This is a genomic window from Salmonella sp. SA14318 (genome assembly GCF_029866905.1).
Taxonomy (GTDB): Bacteria; Pseudomonadota; Gammaproteobacteria; order Enterobacterales; family Enterobacteriaceae; genus Salmonella; species Salmonella enterica.
This window is the reverse complement of sequence record NZ_CP123282.1, coordinates 1,162,093-1,185,521: the sequence shown is the minus strand read 5'-3', so window position 1 is coordinate 1,185,521 and position 23,429 is coordinate 1,162,093. Positions and strand designations below refer to the sequence as shown.

11 protein-coding genes and 1 other RNA gene are annotated in these 23,429 nt (G+C 55.1%); 10 read left to right on the top strand and 2 right to left on the bottom strand.

Annotated elements, in window-relative coordinates; genetic code table 11:
* The first annotated feature begins 10 nt into the window (after window positions 1–10).
* From nadK to bamE, 3 genes are all read left to right on the top strand, one after another.
* Window positions 11–889, top strand: coding sequence for an NAD(+) kinase (gene nadK / locus QEN32_RS05610; protein WP_001059155.1), 879 nt, complete (start codon window positions 11–13; stop codon window positions 887–889).
* Between the two features lie 85 nt (window positions 890–974).
* The gene (gene recN, locus QEN32_RS05605) at window positions 975–2,636 is read left to right on the top strand and encodes a DNA repair protein RecN (protein WP_000880965.1); all 1,662 of its coding nucleotides are present in this window, start codon (window positions 975–977) and stop codon (window positions 2,634–2,636) included.
* Window positions 2,637–2,784: 148 nt separating this feature from the next.
* Entirely contained in the window at window positions 2,785–3,123 is a 339-nt protein-coding gene (gene bamE, locus QEN32_RS05600; protein WP_001203445.1) for an outer membrane protein assembly factor BamE, read from the top strand.
* A 165-nt stretch (window positions 3,124–3,288) separates the two neighbouring features.
* On the opposite strand, the gene QEN32_RS05595 is transcribed toward bamE, so the two are convergent.
* A complete protein-coding gene (locus tag QEN32_RS05595) occupies window positions 3,289–3,579 on the bottom strand; it encodes an RnfH family protein (protein WP_001112990.1) in 291 nt (96 codons plus the stop codon).
* Entirely contained in the window at window positions 3,569–4,006 is a 438-nt protein-coding gene (locus QEN32_RS05590) for a type II toxin-antitoxin system RatA family toxin (protein WP_001537508.1), read from the bottom strand. Before QEN32_RS05590 ends, QEN32_RS05595 begins: the two co-directional genes overlap by 11 nt.
* Window positions 4,007–4,194: 188 nt before the next feature.
* Here QEN32_RS05590 and smpB point away from each other — a divergent pair, with 188 nt between their 5' ends.
* The 7 genes from smpB (at window position 4,195) to QEN32_RS05555 (ending at window position 23,414) form a co-directional block, all read left to right on the top strand.
* Entirely contained in the window at window positions 4,195–4,677 is a 483-nt protein-coding gene (smpB, locus tag QEN32_RS05585) for an SsrA-binding protein SmpB (RefSeq protein ID WP_001518569.1), read from the top strand.
* A 614-nt stretch (window positions 4,678–5,291) separates the two neighbouring features.
* Window positions 5,292–16,766, top strand: a complete 11,475-nt coding sequence (gene bapA / locus QEN32_RS05580) for a biofilm-associated protein BapA (RefSeq protein WP_280144441.1) — start codon at window positions 5,292–5,294, stop codon at window positions 16,764–16,766.
* A 64-nt stretch (window positions 16,767–16,830) separates the two neighbouring features.
* On the top strand, window positions 16,831–18,240 hold the full coding sequence (locus QEN32_RS05575; protein ID WP_079984629.1) for a TolC family outer membrane protein: 1,410 nt from the start codon (window positions 16,831–16,833) through the stop codon (window positions 18,238–18,240).
* Complete coding sequence (locus QEN32_RS05570) at window positions 18,237–20,417, top strand: type I secretion system permease/ATPase (RefSeq protein WP_017442216.1); 2,181 nt, start codon at window positions 18,237–18,239, stop codon at window positions 20,415–20,417. Before QEN32_RS05575 ends, QEN32_RS05570 begins: the two co-directional genes overlap by 4 nt.
* A gap of 7 nt (window positions 20,418–20,424) precedes the next feature.
* Window positions 20,425–21,588, top strand: a complete 1,164-nt coding sequence (locus tag QEN32_RS05565) for an HlyD family type I secretion periplasmic adaptor subunit (RefSeq protein WP_000342601.1) — start codon at window positions 20,425–20,427, stop codon at window positions 21,586–21,588.
* A gap of 71 nt (window positions 21,589–21,659) precedes the next feature.
* Window positions 21,660–22,022, top strand: a transfer-messenger RNA (tmRNA) gene (gene ssrA / locus QEN32_RS05560).
* A 195-nt stretch (window positions 22,023–22,217) separates the two neighbouring features.
* The gene (locus QEN32_RS05555) at window positions 22,218–23,414 is read left to right on the top strand and encodes an integrase domain-containing protein (protein WP_265321984.1); all 1,197 of its coding nucleotides are present in this window, start codon (window positions 22,218–22,220) and stop codon (window positions 23,412–23,414) included.
* The last annotated feature ends 15 nt before the right edge of the window (window positions 23,415–23,429 follow it).

Here is a 23,429-nt window from a genome sequence, read left to right as displayed (position 1 = left end):
CCTCAGAAAAATGAATAATCATTTCAAGTGTATCGGCATTGTGGGGCATCCGCGTCATCCCACCGCACTCACGACACATGAAATGCTCTACCGTTGGCTATGCGATCAGGGTTATGAGGTCATTGTGGAGCAACAAATCGCCCACGAATTACAGCTAAAAAATGTGCCAACCGGCACGCTGGCGGAAATTGGTCAACAGGCGGATCTGGCGGTAGTCGTGGGCGGCGACGGCAATATGCTTGGCGCAGCGCGTACGCTGGCGCGTTATGACATCAATGTGATTGGCATTAACCGCGGTAATCTTGGCTTCCTGACCGATCTCGATCCGGACAACGCCCTGCAACAATTATCGGATGTGCTGGAAGGGCGCTATATCTCCGAAAAACGTTTTCTGCTGGAAGCGCAGGTCTGCCAACAGGACCGCCAGAAGCGTATCAGCACAGCCATTAATGAAGTGGTGCTGCATCCGGGAAAAGTGGCGCATATGATCGAATTCGAGGTTTATATTGATGAAACCTTCGCTTTTTCACAGAGATCTGATGGTCTGATCATTTCTACGCCGACCGGCTCCACCGCCTATTCGCTCTCCGCAGGCGGCCCTATTCTGACCCCTTCACTGGATGCCATCACCCTGGTGCCGATGTTCCCGCATACCTTGTCGGCGCGCCCGTTAGTCATTAACAGCAGTAGCACGATTCGTCTGCGTTTTTCGCATCGCCGTAGCGATCTGGAAATTAGCTGCGACAGCCAGATAGCGCTGCCTATTCAGGAAGGAGAAGATGTGCTGATTCGCCGCTGCGATTACCATCTCAACCTCATACATCCCAAAGACTATAGCTATTTCAATACATTAAGCACAAAACTCGGTTGGTCAAAAAAATTATTCTAATTTTACGTTAGCCTCTTTACTGTATAAAAAACCAGTTTATACTGTATTTAATTACAGTCATGGTTTTTCATACAGGAAAACAGCTATGTTGGCGCAACTGACCATCAGCAATTTTGCTATCGTTCGTGAGCTTGAGATCGATTTTCAGAGCGGAATGACCGTCATTACTGGTGAAACCGGCGCGGGTAAATCTATTGCGATTGATGCCCTGGGTCTGTGTCTGGGCGGTCGCGCTGAGGCCGATATGGTCCGTACCGGAGCGACCCGCGCCGATTTGTGTGCCCGCTTTGCGCTGAAAGACACGCCTGCGGCATTGCGCTGGCTGGAAGAAAACCAGCTTGAAGAAGGGCGCGAATGCTTACTTCGCCGCGTTATCAGCAGCGATGGTCGCTCACGGGGCTTTATTAACGGCACCGCTGTGCCCCTGTCTCAATTGCGCGAGCTCGGTCAGTTGCTGATTCAAATTCACGGTCAACATGCGCACCAGCAGCTTACCAAACCCGAACAGCAAAAATCGCTGCTGGATAGCTATGCCAACGAAGCCGCTTTAGCGCAGCAGATGGCTGCTCGCTACCAATTATGGCATCAAAGCTGCCGCGATCTCGCCCATCACCAGCAACAAAGCCAGGAACGCGCCGCGCGCGCGGAACTGCTGCAATATCAGTTAAAAGAGTTGAACGACTTTAATCCGCAGGCCGGCGAATTCGAGCAAATTGACGAAGAGTACAAACGGCTGGCCAACAGCGGGCAGTTGCTTACGACCAGCCAGAACGCTCTGGCGCTACTCGCGGACGGCGAAGACGTTAACCTGCAAAGCCAGTTATATAGCGCAAAACAACTGGTTAGCGAGCTGGTAGGTATGGACAGCAAGCTTTCCGGCATCCTGGATATGCTGGAAGAAGCCACTATCCAACTCACCGAAGCCAGCGATGAATTACGCCACTATTGCGAGCGTCTGGATTTAGACCCCAATCGCCTGTTTGAGCTTGAACAGCGCATCGCTAAACAAATTTCGCTGGCGCGAAAACATCACGTCAGCCCGGAAGCGCTGCCGCAGCTTTATCAGTCACTGCTCGAAGAACAGCAGCAGCTCGACGATCAGGCCGATTCGCTGGAAACGCTAACGCTGGCGGTTAATAAGCATCACCAACAAGCGCTGGAAACGGCGCAAGCACTGCATCAACAGCGTCAGTTTTACGCCCAGGAGCTGGGGCAGTTGATCACTGAAAGTATGCATTTACTTTCGATGCCGCACGGTCTGTTTACTATCGACGTGAAATTTGATGAGCATCATCTGAGCAACGACGGCGCCGATCGCGTGGAGTTTAAAGTGACGACAAACCCGGGTCAGCCGCTGCAGCCTATCGCTAAAGTCGCGTCTGGCGGTGAACTGTCGCGCATTGCGCTGGCTATTCAGGTGATTACCGCGCGCAAAATGGAAACGCCGGCACTGATTTTTGACGAGGTCGATGTTGGCATCAGCGGCCCAACCGCCGCCGTGGTCGGTAAACTCCTGCGTCAGCTTGGCGAATCCACTCAGGTGATGTGCGTCACTCACCTGCCACAGGTAGCCGGGTGCGGTCACCAGCACTTCTTTGTCAGTAAAGAAACAGACGGGGCAATGACCGAAACCCATATGCAACCTTTGGATAAACGTGCGCGTTTACAAGAACTGGCCCGCCTGTTGGGAGGAAGTGAAGTTACGCGTAATACGCTGGCAAACGCAAAAGAACTGCTGGCGGCGTAAACTTTTTTATCTCCCGAAGGTCTGAGTTCACAACAAAAACGCCGTAAGACCCGACAGCAAAAGGTTTTAAAGTGATGAAAGGTCTATTATCATCGGCATATTAATATGAGCCACGTACTGCTCAGGCCCGAAAAGGAACCCAATCACTATGCGCTGTAAAACGCTGACTGCTGCCGCAGCAGTACTCCTGATGTTGACCGCAGGCTGTTCCACTCTGGAGCGAGTGGTTTACCGACCTGACATCAATCAGGGGAACTATCTTACACCTACGGATGTCGCCAAAGTGCGTGTTGGTATGACGCAACAACAGGTTGCGTATGCTTTAGGCACGCCGATGATGACCGATCCTTTTGGTACGAACACCTGGTTTTATGTCTTCCGCCAGCAGCCAGGACATGAGAACGTGACGCAGCAGACTCTGACGCTCACCTTTAACAGCAGCGGCGTGTTAACCAATATTGATAACAAACCGGCGTTGACGAAGTAATTTTGTGATACCGCCTGATGAGGTTACGTTCATCAGGCCTGCAAACCTCTCCCCCGCCATTTGGTACGAATTTGCCTGATGGCGCTACGTTTATCTGGCTTACAGGCACGCCTGTGCTTCAGGTGTGGTACGGCTTTCACACCGTTATCCGGCAAAAGAGGCTAATTATCTGCCAGCCGATTTTTCGGCACGCTGGCGGCGTAACGCTTTTGGATCGGCGATTAAGGGACGGTAAATTTCAACCCGATCGCCATCCTGCACCGTATCGGTGAGTTTTACCGGACGACTGTAGATACCTACTTTATTTTTCGCCAGATCGATATCCGTGCGCAATTCCAGCAAGCCGGAAGCGCGAATCGCCTCTTCGACCGTCGCGCCCTCCTCCAGCGTTACGCGCTGCAAATACTGCTTTTCCGGCAGCGCATAAGCCACTTCAACCACAAGTTTATCCGGCACGGTAAACCTCTTTGGCGCGAACCGTAAACGCCTGCACCATGTTGGACGCTAACTCTTTGAATATACGACCAAACGCCAGCTCAATGAGTTTATTGGTAAACTCAAAATCAAGCTGAAACTCAATGCGGCACGCCTCGGGGCTGAGCGGGGTAAATTTCCAGCCGCCGATCAGCTTTTTAAAAGGGCCATCCACCAAATGCATCAGAATGCTCTGGTTACGCGTTAGCTGATTACGCGTCGTAAACGTCTTGCTGATACCCGCCTTCGACACGTCAACAGCCGCCGTCATCTGTGCTGGCGATGACTCCAGGACACGACTGCCAACACACCCAGGCAAAAACTGGGGATACGATTGCACGTCATTCACTAACTGATACATCTGTTCCGCACTGTAGGGGACTAAAGCAGTCCGACTAATCTGAGGCATAGCAATTCCCATCAACATAAATCGTGTAAATAATACCACTTATCAGCGAGTAAAAAAAATGCTGTCCCCAACCGTCATGCCTTAATTGTGCGTGCATAGCCCAACTCATGCTAAGATAGATTTTTGCACCTCATCAGGACGTAATGGGGTGTTTTCGATATCAGATTACCTATGAATTCACGACACTTATGACGAAGAAAAAAGCACATAAACCGGGCTCAGCCACCATCGCGCTGAATAAGCGCGCCCGGCACGAATACTTTATCGAAGAAGAGTTCGAGGCTGGTCTCGCCCTGCAAGGCTGGGAAGTAAAATCTCTGCGCGCAGGAAAAGCCAATATCGGCGACAGTTACGTTATCCTCAAAGATGGCGAGGCCTGGCTGTTTGGCGCAAACTTTACGCCGATGGCGGTCGCCTCGACACATGTTGTATGCGACCCAACCCGAACCCGCAAACTGTTGTTAAATCAGCGTGAGCTTGATTCGCTGTATGGCCGTATTAATCGTGAAGGTTATACTGTCGTCGCGCTTTCTCTGTACTGGAAAAATGCCTGGTGCAAAGTGAAGATCGGCGTGGCGAAAGGTAAAAAACAGCATGATAAACGTTCCGATCTTAAAGAACGTGAGTGGCAACTGGATAAAGCACGCATTATGAAAAATGCAGGCCGATAATAGACATTTTTTGTGACCAGCTTCTCAGTATGAAGCTGGTCAATATTCATATCTCATTCATGCCTTGAAAATATATTCTCTGTGTCTGACGCTTATCAATAGCAATAAATACCACAACAAGAATATATTCTTTGTTTAAAAAATTTTTATAGCCTAATAACACAATACTTCAAATGATTTTTATAAAATTTAATATTGCTGAATACCTTCACAAAAGGTATTGTTTTTATGTTAAAAAAGAAAAAGAAGAAGAAATTAAAATTCATTATAAAACATAAAGATAAATAAAAAATCATCATACATTGTTAGCCCACCCCACATCTCCTTAACACAAACTCCGTTATATTTCAGACGCACTAACACCTTTATCAATAGATCTTAATTTGCAGAAAGATTTTTTTCTGACTATATCATCTAATACGAAAGCACTAGTCAGGCACAAAAAATAAAGGGTTATTCGGCGAGAAAACCAGACCTTCACCTACGCTCATAAAAAAGAATATGGCTACGGAAATTCATCTCTCATGATGAACGGGAAGGCTCGTCTACGCATTTTGCCCTGAACGTCGTGCCCGTTAATTAATACACAGAGCAAATCCATCAGGAGCTAATTTATGCGTCTACTCGCCGTGGTTTCGAAATTGACTGGCGTCTCCACCACTGTGGAATCCTCAGCGGTCACTCTTAACGCCCCGTCAATTGTTAAATTATCAGTGGCCCGGGAGGAAATTAGTCAACTTACGCGCATTAATCAGGATCTGGTGGTGACGCTCCATTCCGGCGAAACGATCACGATTAAAAACTTTTACGTTACCAACGATCTGGGCGCAAGCCAGCTGGTACTGGCGGAAAACGATGGCACGTTATGGTGGGTAGAAAATCCGCAAGCCGGGCTACATTTTGAACAAATCGCTGATATTAATGAGCTGCTGGTCACTTCTGGCGCTTCCCATGAAGCAGGCGGCGCCGTTTGGCCGTGGGTACTGGCTGGCGCGGTGGCGGCTGGCGGCATTGCCGCTATCGCATCTTCCGGCGGCGGCGATTCCCATCATCATTCGGATGGCGATAATCCGCCCCCCGATAACACCAATCCTGACGGTAATCCCCCTGATAACAGCAATCCCGGCGGCAGTAACCCTAACGGCAATACTCCAGGTAGCAGTAATCCTGTAGATACTACCCCGCCTCTCGCTCCCGGCAACTTGTTGATTTCAGCGGACGGAAAAACGGTGAGCGGCGAGGCCGAAGCGGGCAGTACCATTACCATCAAAGATCCTTCAGGCAACGTCGTTGGCGAAGGCAAAGCGGATAGCGACGGTAAATTTAGTATTGATCTGACAGCGCCACAGCTTAGCGGCGAACAACTTACCGTGACCGCGACTGACGATGCCGGCAATACCGGCCCATCCGCAACCATTGATGCGCCCAACATTCCTCTCCCCGATACACCAGCTATCACCGCCGCTATCGATGATGCCGCTCCCCTCACCGGCACGCTGAGCAATAATCAGTTTACGAACGACAATACCCCCACGCTGGAGGGAACCGGCAGCGCAGGCACAGTCATCCATATTTACGCCAATGGTCAGGAAATAGGCTCCACAACGGTTGATAGCAGCGGAAGCTGGCGTTTTGCCATTACCAGCGCGCTAGCGGATGGGGAAAATCATTTCACCGCCATTGCGACTAACGTTAAAGGCGAAAGTAGCGAATCAGCCCGATTTACGCTGACTATCGACACACTCAGCCCCGATGCCCCACGCGTTGAACTGATTGCCGATAACACCGGTTTGCTCACCGGGCCACTACAGAATAATGACCGGACTGACGAGGCAAAACCGCTATTTTCCGGGCAGGGAGAGGCAGGCAATACCATCACGATTAAAGAGGGTTCAACCGTTATCGGCATCGCTACCGTAGACGAAAATGGACGCTGGACCTTTACGCCGACTACGCCGTTAAGCGATGGCGAACATACCTTTACCGTCGAACAAAGCGACAAAGCCGGAAACACGAGCCGCGTGACGACAACGCCTACTATCATTGTGGACACCACGCCACCGGACGCCGCTACCATTGATAATGTTGCGAAAGACGGCACAACCGTTAGCGGCACCGCTGAAGCTGGCAGTACCGTGTCGATCTATGACCCGGCGGGAAATTACCTGGGCTCCACGATTACCGGAGAAAATAACCACTTCAGCATCACGCTGAATCCGGCTCAGACCCACGGCGAGCGTCTGGAAGCGCGTATTCAGGACGCCGTCGGTAACATCGGCCCCACCACGGAATTTACCGCTTCTGATTCACAGTATCCTGCCCAGCCGACTATCCTTACCGTGACGGATGACGCTGGCGCCGTTACCGGGCTACTGAAAAATGGCGATGCCACAGATGATAACCGCCCAACCCTCAGCGGTACTGCTGAACCAGGCAGTACGATATCGATTAACGATAATGGCTTTCCTGTAGCGACCTTTCCGCCCATTGTCGCCGACGCTGACGGCAAATGGAGCTTTACCCCCTCGCTGGCGCTTGCCGATGGCGACCATGTCTTTACCGCTACCGCGACCAACGATCGCGGCACCAGCGGGCAGTCCGTCTCCTTTACCATTGATATCGACACGCAGCCGCCGGTGCTGGAAGGCCTGGCGGTTAGCGACGTCGGCGACAGACTCACCGGCACTACGGAAGCTGGCAGTACTGTGGTTATCAAAGACAGCCTGGGAAATACGCTCGGGAGTGGAACGGCAGGCGACGACGGTACCTTCTCAATAGGTATTAGCCCGGCGAAAATTAACGGCGAAACATTAAGCATTAGCGTTACCGATAAAGCCGCGAATAGCGGTCCGGTAGAAACGCTGAACGCGCCGGATAAAACTGCGCCTGCGGCACCGGACGGTCTTATCGTGGCGACCGACGGTCTGTCCGTAAGCGGTCAGGCGGAAGCCGGGGCAACGGTCACTATCCGTGACAGTAGCAACACCGTACTTGGCAGCGCCGTCGCTAACGGCAACGGACAATTTATCGTTCCGCTGAATACGGCGCAGACTAACGGCCAGGCGCTTATCGCTACCGCCACCGATGTTGCGAAAAACGAAAGCGCCGCCGCGACGGTTATCGCGCCGGACAGTACCGCGCCGGAAATGCCGAAAAACGTGGTAATTAGTGAGGATGGCGCCAGTATCAGCGGCACCGCCGAACCGGGTAGCGCCATCACGATCGCCACGCCGGACGGCACGCCGCTTGGCAGCGGCAAAGCAGATGGCGAAGGTCATTTTACCCTTCCCCTCGTCCCCGCACAGACCAACGGCGAACAGGTTACCGTCACCGCCACCGACAGCGCCAACAACGTCAGCCCGCCAACTACAGCGCAAGCGCCCGATATCACCGCCCCGGATAAGCCCATTATCACTCAGGTGCTGGACGATGTTGAAAGCTTCACCGGGCCGCTGGTTAACGGACAAACAACCAATGACAACCGCCCCACCCTTAGCGGTACGGCGGAGGCTGGCGCGCGTGTCGAAGTCTTTGATAACGGTGTTTCGCTGGGACTCGCCACGCTACAGCCCAACGGTGGCTGGACGTTTACGCCGTCGCAAAATTTAGGTGAAGGCGCGCATCGACTGACCGTAATCGCAACCGACGCTAAAGGCAATGCAAGTCCGGCCGCGTCATTCGACCTGGTGGTCGATACGCAATCGCCGCAGCAACCGGTAATCACCTTCATTACAGATGATGCGCCGGGTATTCTCGGTAGCGTCGCGCATCTGGGGCTCACTAACGACAGCACGCCAACGATTAACGGTACAGGTGAACCGGGTTCCACAGTACACCTGTATCAGAATGGCGCCCGGATAGCGGATATTATCGTCGGTAATTCCGGCGTCTGGAGCTACGCTTACACCACGGCCTCGCCACTGGCGGACGACACCTACACCTTTACCGTGACGGCCAGCGACAGTAACGGCAACACCACGCCTTTTTCGACCGATTTTACGATTACCATTGATACCCAGGCCCCTGCCGCCCCCGGCGTTATCGGCGTAGCTGACGGCGACGGAAATACGATTGATACCAATCAGATTACCCAGGAATCCCAGCCCCGGTTGAGCGGTAGCGGCACCGCAGGCGACATAATCATCCTTTACGATAACGGCAATGCCATAGGTCAGGCGCTGGTCGGCACGGACGGGCGCTGGCAGTTTACGCCGCCTGCCGCGCTGGGCGACGGCGACCACCATCTGACCGCTCGCGCCAACGATCCGGCGGGGAACGAAAGTCCCGAATCCCTCAGCTTTACCCTGCGCGTCGATACCCAGGCGCCGGATGCGCCGCAGATCGTGTCAGCCGCCATCACAGGCGGAGAAGGCGAGGTGCTACTGGCAAACGGCAGTATTACCAATCAGCGTATGCCGACCCTCAGCGGCACCGGCGAACCCGGCGCCATCATCACCCTGTACAATAACGGCGTAGAACTGGCTACCGTCCAGGTCAATCCACAGGGTAGCTGGACCTATCCGCTAACCCGTAATCTGAGCGAAGGGTTAAACATCCTGACGGCCACCGCCACGGATGCCGCAGGCAATAGTAGCCTGACCTCCGGCGTTTTCTCCGTTACCCTTGATACCCAGCCTCCAGCGCAGCCTGACGCGCCGCTAATCAGCGATAACGTCGCGCCGGTTATCGGCAACATCGGCAATAATGGCGCAACGAACGATACCACGCCGACCTTCAGCGGCACGGGAGAGATCGGCAGCACGATAATTCTCTACAATAATGGCAGTGAAATTGGTCGCACAACGGTAGGCGATAACGGTAGCTGGAACTTTACGCCTGCGGCACTGACGCCAGAAACCTATACCATTACCGTCACGGAAACCGATATAGCGGGCAATATCAGTCCACCTTCCGCCTCAGTCACTTTTACGCTAGACACCACTGCGCCCGCCAATCCAGTTATCACTTTTGCCGAAGATAACGTCGGCGAAGTCCAGGATACTATTGTCAGCGGCGCAACCACTGACGACAATACACCGGTCATTCACGGCACTGGCGACATCGGCAGCATTATTACGCTCTATAACGGCAGCAGCGTTTTAGGCGTAGTCACCGTCGATGAGACCGGCACATGGATGCTGTCGGTGACCAGCGCGTTGCCGGATGGCGTCTACACCCTGACCGCCATTGCCGCCGATGCCGCCGGAAACAGCAGCGGCGTATCGAACAGCTTTACCTTCACCGTCGATACCGTTCCGTTGCAGCCGCCCGTCGTCAATGAAATCCTTGACGATGTTGCGCCAGTGACCGGGCCATTAACCGATGGCGCCTTTACTAACGATCGGACGCTGACTATCAACGGCAGCGGCGAAAACGGCAGCACCGTCACGATTTACGACAATGGCGTGGCAATCGGTACGGCGCTCGTCACCGACGGGGTCTGGACATTCAATACGCCCGAATTGTCAGAAGCCAGCCATGCGCTAACCTTCAGCGCGACTGACGATGCTGGAAATACCACGGCGCAAACCCAACCGATCATCATTACCGTGGATATCACCACCCCGCCCGCGCCAACAGTCCAGACGGTGGACGACGATGGCACGCGCGTGGCCGGACTTGCCGACCCTTACGCTACCGTTGAAATTCATCATGCCGATGGCACCCTGGTCGGCAGCGCTGTCGCTAATGGTACCGGTGAATTCGTCGTTACGCTCAGTCCGGCGCAAACCGATGGCGGTACGCTGACGGCAATTGCTATCGATCGCGCGGGGAATAACGGCCCGGCTACGAATTTTCCCGCTTCCGACAGCGGTCTGCCCGCCGTCCCGGCCATCACGGCGATTGAAGATAATGTCGGGAGCGTACAGGGGAATATTGCGGCGGGCGGCGCCACGGACGACACCACGCCGACGCTGCGCGGCACCACGGATATCGGCTCTACCGTTGAAGTTTTCATTGATGGCGATTCGGCAGGCTTTGCCACCGTTGACGCCAGAGGGAACTGGATCTTTGAGATCGCGACGCCATTAAGCGAAAGCACACATTACTTCACCGTCCAGGCAACCAATGCGAATGGCCCGGGCGGCCTGTCCGCACCGGTCGGGATCACTGTCGATCTTAGCGCGCCGGCGCAACCGGTTATTACCAGCGCAACGGATGATGTCCCCGGCATGACCGGTACGCTGGATAACGGCGCGCTCACCAATGATTCACGCCCGACGCTCAACGGAACGGGAGAAGCAGGCGCCACCATCCGCATTCTGGATAACGGCGTAGAAATCGGTTCCGCCACGGTAGATCAAAGCGGCAACTGGCGCTTCACCCCGAACGCGCCGCTGGAGAGCATCGCACACATCTTTACCGCCGTGGCGACCGATCCCGCCGGCAATAGCGGCCAGCCTTCGGACGGCTTTACGCTGAACATTGACGCGCAGGCGCCAGATGTGCCGGTTATCACGTCCGTGATTGACGATAACAATCAACCGACCGTTCCGGTGTTACCGGGGCAATCTACCGACGATCGGCAGCCAATACTGAACGGAACTGGCGAACCTGGCGCGACAATCACCATTTTTGATAACGGTACGCCGCTTGGCACGGCTCAGGTAGGCGAAAACGGTAGCTGGACCTTCCCGGTGCCCCGCAATTTGTCAGAGGGAAGCCATAATCTGACAGTTAGCGCTACCGATCCGGCGGGCAATACCAGCGCGGTCTCCGCGCCGTGGACGATCATAGTCGATATTACGCCTCCGGCGATCCCGGTTCTCACCTCCGTCGTGGATGACCAGCCCGGTATTACCGGCAACCTGGTAAGCGGGCAGCTAACGAACGATGCGACGCCCACCCTGAACGGGCGCGGAGAGGCAGGCGTGACGATTAATGTCTATCTTGACGGTAATCCCGCGTCCATCGGTACCACGACGGTGAATAGCGACGGCACGTGGAGTTTCACGCCGCAGACGCCGCTTGCAAACGGTAGCCACACGTTCACCCTTAGCGCCACCGATCCGGCGGGTAATAGCAGCGCGGTGTCCAGCGGATTTGTGCTGACGATTGACGCCACACCGCCCGCCGCGCCGGTTATCGCCAGCGTGGCAGACAATACGGCGCCGGTGACGGGCATCGTCCCCAACGGCGGCTCGACGAACGAAACCCGACCAACACTCTCGGGTACCGGTGAGGCGGGTACAACCATCTCGATTTATAATGGCAGCGCGCTGGTCGGCACGGCGCAAGTTCAGGCCAACGGTAGCTGGAGCTTTACGCCGTCTACCTCGCTGGGCGCGGGCGTCTGGAACCTGACGGCGACAGCAACCGATGCGGCAGGCAATACCAGCGCCGCGTCCGAAATACGCTCGTTTACTATTGATACCACGGCTCCCGCCGCGCCTGTTATTAATACGGTCTACGACGGTACGGGCCCCATTACCGGCAATCTGAGTTCAGGACAGATCACAGACGAGGCGCGCCCTGTCATTAGCGGCACCCGTGAAGCCAACACAGCTATTCGTCTCTACGATAACGGCACGCTGCTGGCTGAAATTCCCGCCGACAATAGCAGTAGCTGGCGCTACACGCCCGATGCCTCGCTGGCGACGGGCAACCATGTAATTACCGTCATTGCCGTTGATGCCGCAGGCAACGCCAGTCCCGTTTCAGACAGCGTTAATTTCGTCGTCGATACCACGCCGCCGCTGACGCCGGTAATCACATCAGTCAGTGACGATCAGGCGCCAGGCCTCGGCACGATCGCGAACGGCCAAAATACCAACGATCCTACGCCAACCTTCAGCGGCACCGCAGAAGCCGGCGCCACGATCACGCTCTATGAAAATGGTACGGTCATTGGCACGACAACGGCTCAGCCTGACGGCGCGTGGAGCGTCGCCACCTCAACGCTGGCAAGCGGAACGCACGTCATCACCGCCGTGGCCACCGATGCCGCAGGAAACAGCAGCCCGAACAGTACGGCTTTCACCCTGACGGTCGATACCACCGCGCCGCAAACGCCAATCCTGACGTCCGTGGTGGATGACGTCGCGGGCGGGGTCACAGGAAATCTCGCTAATGGTCAGATAACCAATGATAACCGCCCCACGCTGAACGGCACTGCCGAAGCGGGCAGCGTGATCAGTATCTATGATGGCAACACTCTGCTTGGCGTCACCTCGGCTAACGCGGGCGGCGCGTGGAGCTTCACGCCAACGACAGGGTTAAACGACGGCACGCGCACATTAACAGTGACCGCCACCGACCCGGCAGGCAACGTTAGCCCGGCCACCAGCGGTTTTACTATCGTGGTCGATACCCTTGCGCCAACGGTTCCGCTTATAACCAGCATCGTTGATGATGTCCCGAACAATACCGGCGCCATTGGCAATGGACAATCGACCAACGACACACAGCCGACGCTCAACGGTACCGCGGAAGCCAACAGCGCGGTAAGCATCTTCGATAATGGCGCGCTGGTCGCGACCGTGAACGCCAATGCCAGCGGCAACTGGAGCTGGACGCCAACCGCCGCGCTCGGCCAGGGAAGTCACGCTTATAGCGTTAGCGCCGCCGATGCGGCTGGCAACGTTAGCGCCGCTTCGCCATCGACAACGATTATCGTGGATACCATTGCGCCCGGCGCGCCCGGCAACCTGGTCATCAATGCTACCGGTAATCGGGTGACGGGCACCGCGGAAGCAGGCAGTACAGTGACGATTACCTCTGAGACTGGTGTGGTACTGGGAACCGCCACCGCCGACGGTACAGGCAGCTTCACCGCCACACTCACGCCCGCGCAGACCAATGGTCAGCCGCTACTGGCATTTGCCCAGGATAAAGCAGGCAACACTGGCATTGCCGCCGGATTTACCGCGCCCGATACGCGCGTGCCGGAGGCACCGATCATCACCAACGTAGTGGATGATGTGGGTATTTATACCGGCGCTATCGCCAACGGCCAGGTCACTAATGACGCACAACCTACATTGAATGGTACCGCTCAGGCGGGCGCCACGGTGAGCATTTATAACAACGGGGCGCTGCTCGGCACCACCACGGCGAACGCCAGCGGAAACTGGAGCTTTACCCCGACAGGTAATTTGACCGAAGGCAGCCACGCCTTCACCGCCACCGCGACTAACGCCAACGGAACAGGCAGCGTCTCCAGCGCCGCGACAGTGATTGTCGATACGCTGGCGCCCGGTACGCCGTCAGGTACGCTCAGCGCCGATGGCGGTTCACTTTCCGGACAGGCAGAGGCAAACAGCACCGTAACCGTCACGCTGGCGGGCGGCGTGACGCTCACCACCACCGCCGGCAGCAACGGCGCATGGTCTCTCACCTTGCCGACAAAACAAATTGAAGGTCAACTCATTAACGTGACGGCCACTGACGCTGCGGGTAACGCCTCCGGCACGTTAGGCATTACCGCACCGGTTCTGCCGCTGGCGGCAAGGGATAACATCACCAGTCTTGATCTGACCTCGACCGCCGTCACCAGCACGCAAAACTATTCGGATTACGGCCTGCTGCTGGTTGGCGCGCTTGGCAATGTCGCCTCGGTTTTGGGTAACGATACCGCTCAGGTTGAGTTCACCATTGCTGAAGGTGGTACGGGCGACGTCACCATCGATGCCGCCGCAACGGGAATCGTGCTTTCGCTGCTCAGTACTCAGGAGATTGTGGTACAGCGTTATGACACCAGCCTCGGCGCCTGGACGACGATCGTCAACACCGCCGTTGGCGACTTCGCGAATTTGCTTACCCTGACCGGGAGCGGCGTTACCCTGAACCTGAGCGGTCTGGGCGAAGGCCAGTACCGGGTACTCACTTATAACACCAGTCTGCTCGCCACCGGGTCATATACCAGCCTGGATGTCGACGTACACCAGACCAGCGCAGGTATTATTAGCGGGCCAACCATCAGTACCGGCAACGTCATGGCTGATGATACCGCGCCGACGGGCACCACGGTCACCGCCATCACCAACGCCAACGGCGTCAGTACGCCGGTCGGCGCGGGCGGCGTGGATATCCAGGGGCAATACGGCACGCTGCACATTAATCAGGATGGCAGTTACACCTACACGCTGACTAAGCCCACGGCAGGATACGGACATAAAGAGAGCTTCACCTACACCATTACCCAGAATGGCGTCGGTAGCAGCGCCGCGCAACTGGTTATCAATCTGGGTCCCGCGCCTGTACCGGGCAGCGTGATAGCGACAGACAATAATGCCTCGCTGGTCTTTGATACTCACGTTAGCTACGTCAACAACGGTCCCTCGACACAAAGCGGCGTCACGGTATTAAGCGTCGGACTTGGTAATGTACTGAACGCGAATCTGCTTGATGATATGACTAATCCGATCATCTTTAACGTTGAAGAAGGCGCTACGCGAACCATGACGTTACAGGGAACCGTCGGCGGCGTCTCACTGGTTTCCACGTTCGATCTGTACGTTTATCGCTTCAACGATGCCATTCAGCAATATGAGCAGTTCCGGGTGCAAAAGGGCTGGATTAACACCCTGCTGTTAGCCGGACAGTCTCAGCCGCTGACCCTGACGTTGCCTGGCGGCGAATACCTGTTCGTGCTGAATACCGCCAGCGGCATTAGCGCCCTCACTGGCTATACGCTAGCGATTTCCCAGGACCACACCTATGCCGTTGACAGTATCACCGCCAACACCACCGGCAACGTACTGACCAATGATGTCGCCCCTACGGACGCCCTCCTCACTGAAGTAAATGGCGTGGCGATTGCGGCGACCGGCACGACGGAGGTAAACGGGTTGTATGGCTCGCTCATCATTGACGCAAGAGGCAACTATACCTACACGCTGAAGAACGGCGTCGGCGCCGACAGCATTAAAACGCCGGACAGCTTTATCTATACGGTCAAAGCGCCAAACGGCGATACCGATACGGCCTCGCTCAATATCACGCCAACCGCCAGGGCGCTGGATGCGATTAATGATGTCAGCGATACCCTTAGCGTCGCCACGCTTCAGGATACCGCTGCCTGGCTGGACTCCAGCGTCGGCAGCGCCAGTTGGGGGTTACTCGGCAAATCGGGCAGCGGGAGCGGCACCTTTGACGTTGCAACGGGCACCGTACTTAAAGGCGCGTCACTGGTCTTTGATGTCTCCACGCTCATTACGCTGGGCAATCTGAATATTAGCTGGGCCATTCAGGAGAACGGGACCGTCATACGCAACGGAACCGTTCCGGTGGCGAATATCACGCTGGGCAGCGCGACGGTGACCGTCAACCTGAGCGGCCTGGAGCTGGATGCCGGAACGTACACGCTGAACTTTACCGGCACCAATACCCTGGCCGGGGCAGCGACGATCACGCCACGCGTCATCGGCACCACCGTCGATCTGGATAATTTTGAAACGTCCGGAACGCATACCGTTCTCGGCAATATTTTTGACGGCAGCGACGCGGCGGGGGCGATGGATCAGCTTAATACGGTGAATACCCGCCTGAGCATTAGCGGGTATAACGGCAGCGCCGCCACGCTGGACGCCGCAGCGAATACCACCAGCGCCACGATTCAGGGACATTACGGCACATTGCAAATTAACCTTGATGGCGCTTACACCTACACCCTGAATAATGGCGTCGCGATGTCGTCCATCACCAGTAAAGAGGTCTTTACCTATCAACTGGATGACAAGATGGGTCATACGGATAGCGCCACATTGACCATTGATATGGCGCCGCAAATCGTCAGTACCAACCAAAACGATGTTCTCATCGGCTCCGCCTATGGCGATACGCTGATTTATCACCTGTTAAACGGCGCGGACGCGACCGGCGGCAATGGCGCCGATCGCTGGCAAAACTTCTCCACCGCGCAGGGCGACAAGATCGATATCCACGAACTGCTGACCGGCTGGGATCATCAGGCGACGACGCTGGGTAACTTTGTTCAGGTTCATACCAGCGGCGCCAATACGGTGATCTCCGTCGATCGCGACGGCGCCGGCAGCGCGTTTAAATCAACTGACCTTGTCACTCTGGAGAATGTGCAGCTTACGCTAAATGATCTTTTGCAGAACAACCACTTGATAACCGGCGGTTGATAAAAAAGCCCCGAACGCCACGACGTTCGGGGCAACAAGCGGTGATATTTAAAAGGGATAAACTATGGGAAGAGTCGCGCCTGTCGCCATCGTACTGGCATTTGCTTTGTTTCATCACCAGCCCCGGGGCGCAGAAGCGCCGCCAATGATTACATCCGAAGGATTAGCAACGGACCAGATGCTTCCTTCGCTGGATGGCTCCGCCGCTGAGTTGCCGCTCAGCGCCGCCGCGCCGGGCAACCTGACGCTCAATGACGCGGTCAATCGCGCCGTTAACTGGCATCCTTCTATTCGCGAAGCCGTCGGCAAACTGCTCGCACAGAATGAACAAATAGAGGTCGCCAAATCGAAATATTATCCGCAAATCAGCGCTGGCGTGAACAATGGGTACAGCAATACCTACACCGATCACGGGTATAGCCCCTCGCTGGTGCTGTCGGTATCGCAAATGCTTTATGACTTCGGCAAAGTGGCAAGCCAGGTTCGCGCCGAAACCGCAGGCGCAGCGCAGCAACAGGCCAATGTGTTGCTCAGTATTGATACCGTCGCGCACGAAACCGCCAACGCCATTGTACAAACGCAGAGCTGGCAGCAAATGGTAGAAGCGGCGGAAGAACAGCTCATCGCGCTGGACGGCATCGGTAAACTTATCCGGCAGCGCAGCGATGAAGGCGCTACGTCGCTATCTGACGTGGTGCAAACCGAAGCCAGAATCGAATCCGCCCGCTCGCAACTGGCGCAGTATCAGGCCAATCTCGACAGTGCGAAAGCCTCACTGATGAGCTGGCTGGGCTGGAATTCGCTTAACGGCATCAATAATGACTTCCCGGCGAAACTCGCTCGCAGCTGTGAGACGGCGACGCCCGACGATCGACTGGTGCCCGCGGTACTGGCCGCCTGGGCGCAGGCCAACGTTGCGCGGGCGAATCTGGACTATGCCAGCGCGCAGATGACGCCGACGATTTCGCTCGAACCTTCTGTACAACATTATCTTAATGATAAATATCCCAGTCATGAAGTGCTGGATAAAACCCAGTATTCCACCTGGGTGAAAGTTGAGATGCCGCTTTATCAGGGCGGAGGGCTGACTGCCCGACGCAACGCCGCCAGCCATGCGGTAGACGCGGCTCAGTCGACCATTCAGCGCACCCGGCTTGATGTCCGCCAGAAACTGATGGAGGCGCGCAGCCAGGCAATGAGTCTTGCCAGCGCGTTACAAATCCTTCGTCGGCAACAGCAGCTTAGCGAACGCACGCGCGAACTGTATCAGCAGCAATACCTTGACCTCGGTTCCCGCCCGCTGCTCGACGTGCTTAATGCGGAGCAGGAGGTTTACCAGGCGCGTTTTGCCGAACTGCAAACGGAAAGCCAGTTGCATCAGTTGCAACTGAACTGTCTGTATAACACCGGCGCGCTTCGTCAGGCGTTCGCGTTAAATCATCGCAGCATTCAATCCGTGGAGATCCAGCCATGACCCGCGCCGCCCCCGATGTAGAAGAGGTACTCAGTGAGCGCGCGCTGAGCCAATGGGCGCAGGCCATCAGCCATGTCGCCGGTCATTATCGCGTTGCCTGTTCTCCCGGTTCAATTCAGGCCAACGCCCCGTGGTTTAGGGGTAAAAGCAGAACGACCGCCTTAACGCAGCTCGCGCGGCAGGCGGGTTTATCCTTTCATGCGCCGGACATAGACAAAACGGCATTTAGTCAGTGGCGATTGCCGTTGGTTGTCGAGCTCCGGGACGGGCAGTTATTGGTCATCGAACATGTTAATGGCGAAGATGCGGCAGACGTTTTTGTGATTGAAGAAGAGAGTCAGCGTAACCGCCTGACGCTCAGCGAGTTATTACCGGAGATCCTCTATGTTGCCGCGCTACGCCCGCTATCGGCGCTCAAGGATAGCCGCGTCGATCGCTATATCTCCCGCTTTAAACCCGACTGGATGCGCGAGCTGGTTCTGCAGGATATTCGCCCTTATTTACCGGTAATGGTCGCCGCCTTTCTGATTAACGTGCTGTCGCTGGCCGGGATTGTGTTCTCTATGCAGGTTTACGATCGGGTGATCCCCGCTCAGTCATATCCTACCCTGTACGTGCTCTCCTTCGGAGTGCTGGTAGCGGTGCTGTTCGGTTTTCTGCTGCGTGAAGCGCGTACGCACATTATGGATGTGCTCGGTAAACGCGCCGATATGCGCATTTCCGATCGGGTATTCGGTCATGCGTTAAGGCTGCGCAACAGCGCTATCCCCCGTTCCACCGGCAGTTTTATCTCGCAGTTACGCGAACTGGAGCAGATCCGCGAGATGATTACCTCTTCAACGCTGGCGACCATTGTCGATCTGCCTTTCTTTTTCCTGTTTATGGTAGTCCTGGCGATTATTGCCCCACCGCTGGCATGGATAGCGCCCGTGGCGGCTCTGCTGATGATCCTGCCGGGCGTCGCACTGCAAAAAAAACTGGCTGTCCTCGCCAACCAGGCCGCCCACGAAGCGACGCTACGCAATGCAGTCTTGGTCGAAAGCGTTCAGGGGCTGGAAGATATTAAACTGATGCAGGCGGAGAACCGCTTTCTTCAGCAGTGGAATAGCTATATCCGTATTACCGGTGAGTCGGGTCTACGCACCCGCAAACTCACGCAAGGGCTTATCAGTTGGGGGATGTCGGTACAAAGTCTGGTGTATGCCGCAGTGATTATGTTCGGCGCGCCGATGGTCATTGAAGGCAGTATGACTACCGGCGCCGTGGTCGCCGCGTCGATGCTCGGCTCGCGGATGATCGCGCCAATGGCTAACCTGTGCGGCGTGCTGGCGCGCTGGCAGCAGGTGAAAGCGGCGAAGATGGGTCTCGACAACATTATGCAACTGCCCACCGAGACACAGCATGACGATAGCCTGATACACCGCGACATCCTCCACGGGCATTACCTCTTTGAAAACGCTCAGTTTCGTTACCATAACGACGATCAACGCATACCGTTGCGCCTCGTGCGTCTGGAGATCATGCCAGGCGAGCGGATTGCGATACTGGGGCGTAACGGTGCGGGTAAATCCACACTTTTACAGGCGATGGCGGGTGGCCTGGAGATGATTCAGGGAGATGCCCGGCTTGATAATCTCAGCTTGTCGCACATCGATATGGCGGATTTACGCCGCAACATCGGCTTTCTTAGCCAGAACGCGCGGCTTTTCTTCGGCACCCTACGAGAGAACCTGACGCTCGGCGCGCCGCACGCCAACGATGAACAGATTTTTGACGCGCTCGAAGTCAGCGGCGGCGCCGTCTTCGTCAGGCGGCTGGCAAAAGGGTTGGATCATCCCATTATGGAGGGTGGTAACGGCCTGTCCGGTGGGCAGCGTCAGTCCCTGTTGCTGGCGAGAATGCTGCTGCGCTCCCCCAATATTGTGCTACTTGACGAACCCAGCGCCTCGCTGGACGAGCATACGGAACGAGAGTTTATTCAGCGGTTACATCAGTGGCTTGGCAATCGTACCTTGGTCGTCGCGACGCACCGGGTACCAATACTGGAGCTGGTTGAGCGTGTCGTTGTCCTGAAAGAAGGGCAACTGGTGATGGATGCGCCAAAAGCGCAGGCGCTTAACGCGGATCGGATGCAAAGTCACCGTCGGGAGTGGAAAAATGAAAATCAATCAGCATGATGCCGCGATGGACGATCCCGATATTCAGCGTGAACGGGCGTTTTCCGGCGCGGGTCGTATTGTTCTGATCTGCTCACTGTTATTTCTCATTCTCGGCATCTGGGCGTGGTTTGGCCGACTGGATGAGGTTTCCACCGGCAACGGGAAAGTGATCCCCAGTTCACGCGAACAGGTTCTGCAGTCGCTGGATGGCGGCATTCTGGCGCAGTTGACGGTGCGGGAAGGCGACAGAGTTCAGGCTAACCAGATTGTCGCCCGGCTTGATCCGACGCGTCTGGCGTCCAATGTGGGTGAAAGTGCGGCAAAATATCGCGCTTCACTCGCCTCCAGCGCACGGTTAACCGCGGAAGTCAGCGACTTACCTCTCGCCTTCCCCGCTGAGCTGAACGGCTGGCCGGATCTGATTGCCGCAGAGACGCGTCTCTATAAAAGCCGCCGCGCGCAGCTGGCCGATACCGAAGCCGAGCTACGGGATGCGCTGGCGTCGGTTAATAAAGAGCTGACCATTACCCAGCGGCTGGAGAAAAGCGGCGCGGCCAGTCATGTTGAAGTGCTACGCCTGCAACGACAAAAAAGCGATTTAGGCTTAAAAATTACCGATCTGCGCTCACAATATTATGTGCAGGCACGCGAAGCGTTATCGAAAGCAAACGCTGAGGTCGATATGCTCTCCGCCATTTTAAAAGGACGCGAGGATTCCGTCACCCGCCTCACCGTGCGTTCGCCGGTACGCGGCATTGTTAAAAATATCCAGGTCACGACGATTGGCGGCGTGATCCCGCCTAACGGCGAGATGATGGAGATAGTGCCGGTAGACGATCGTCTGTTGATTGAAACCCGCCTTTCGCCACGTGATATCGCCTTTATTCATCCCGGCCAACGCGCATTGGTTAAAATTACTGCTTACGATTACGCCATTTACGGCGGGCTTGACGGCGTGGTGGAGACCATTTCACCGGACACCATTCAGGATAAAGTGAAACCGGAAATTTTCTACTATCGCGTGTTTATCCGCACCCACCAGGACTATCTACAAAATAAATCAGGACGCCGTTTTTCGATTGTTCCAGGCATGATCGCCACGGTGGATATCAAAACCGGTGAAAAAACCATTGTCGACTATTTAATCAAACCGTTTAATCGCGCGAAAGAAGCGCTGCGCGAGCGGTAAATCGTTGAAGATAAGAAGATACGGGGGCTGGTCACGCGTGTCACAAGTCTGTTATACTTACCTTACACATTGGGGCTGATTCTGGATTCGACGGGATTTGCGAAACCCAAGGTGCATGCCGAGGGGCGGTTGGCCTCGTAAAAAGCCGCAAAAAAATAGTCGCAAACGACGAAAACTACGCTTTAGCAGCTTAATAACCTGCTTAGAGCCCTCTCTCCCTAGCCTCCGCTCTTAGGACGGGGATCAAGAGAGGTCAAACCCAAAAGAGATCGCGCGGATGCCCTGCCTGGGGTTGAAGCGTTAAAACGAATCAGGCTAGTCTGGTAGTGGCGTGTCCGTCCGCAGGTGCCAGGCGAATGTAAAGACAGACTAAGCATGTAGTACCGAGGATGTAGGAATTTCGGACGCGGGTTCAACTCCCGCCAGCTCCACCAAAATTCTCCATCGGTGATTACCAGAGTCATCCGATGAAGTCCTAAGAGCCCGCACGGCGCAAGCCATGCGGGCTTTTTTGTGCCTGTCCTTGTCCGAGAACATCCGGCTAAATCCGGTGATTGTTGGTATACGTTTAGGTATACGGTAGGATGTATACCTAAAAGCGTATACCAATTCATGAAGGAGCGGCCACAGTGGCACGGACAACGCGCTCCCTGACCAACACCGAAGTTCTGCGCGCTAAAGCGTTAGAGAAGGATCTAACGCTGCATGATGGCGATGGCCTTTTCCTGATAGTGAAAACCAGCGGGAAAAAGCTCTGGCGCTTCCGTTATCAACGTCCGGCGACAAAACAGCGGACAATGATGGGGCTAGGTGCTTTCCCCGCCCTTTCGCTTGCTGATGCTCGCGGACTAAGAGCGGATTACCTTGCCTTATTAGCCAACGGAATCGACCCGCAAATTCAAGCTGAAGTTGCAGAGGAACAGCAGCAAATCGCTCTGGACAGTATTTTTTCGACGGTCGCTGCTAACTGGTTCAAGCTCAAAAGCAAAAGCGTCACCCCTGATTACGCAAAAGACATTTGGCGTTCACTGGAGAAAGGTGTATTCCCTGCCATCGGTGAGATCCCTGGTCAGCAAATCAAAGCCCGGAAACTGGTTGAAGCTCTTGAGCCAATCAAAGCTCGTGGGGCGCTTGAGACTGTACGTCGACTGGTGCAGCGCATTAACGAGATAATGATTTATGCTGTCAACACTGGTCTGATAGATGCGAATCCAGCATCAGGTGTTGGGATGGCCTTTGAGAGGCCTAAAAAACAAAACATGCCGACGCTTCGGCCAGAAGAGTTACCAAAACTCATGCGTTCTTTGGTGATGTCAAATCTCTCTGTTTCGACTCGCTGTTTAATTGAATGGCAACTCCTGACGCTTGTGCGCCCTTCTGAGGCCTCCGGTGCTCGTTGGGCAGAAATCGATCTCGATGCAAAGCTTTGGACTATTCCAGCCGAACGGATGAAGGCGAAGAGGGAGCACATTGTACCTCTATCTTCTCAGGCATTAGAGATTCTGGAAGTGATGAAGCCAATCAGTGCTCACCGTGAACATGTTTTTCCCAGCAGAAATGATCCAAAGCAGCCAATGAATAGTCAAACGGCTAATGCGGCTATAAAGCGCATCGGATATGGAGGTAAGCTAGTAGCGCATGGATTGCGTTCTATAGCCAGTACAGCTATGAATGAAGCAGGATTAAACCCTGATGTTATTGAATCTGCTTTAGCACATACAGATAGAAATGAAGTAAGAAAAGCTTATAATCGGTCAACATATATTACTCAACGTGTTGAAATAATGTCATGGTGGGGATGCTATGTTAATGGTTCAAACAAATAAGATAAGGGAGTCTAA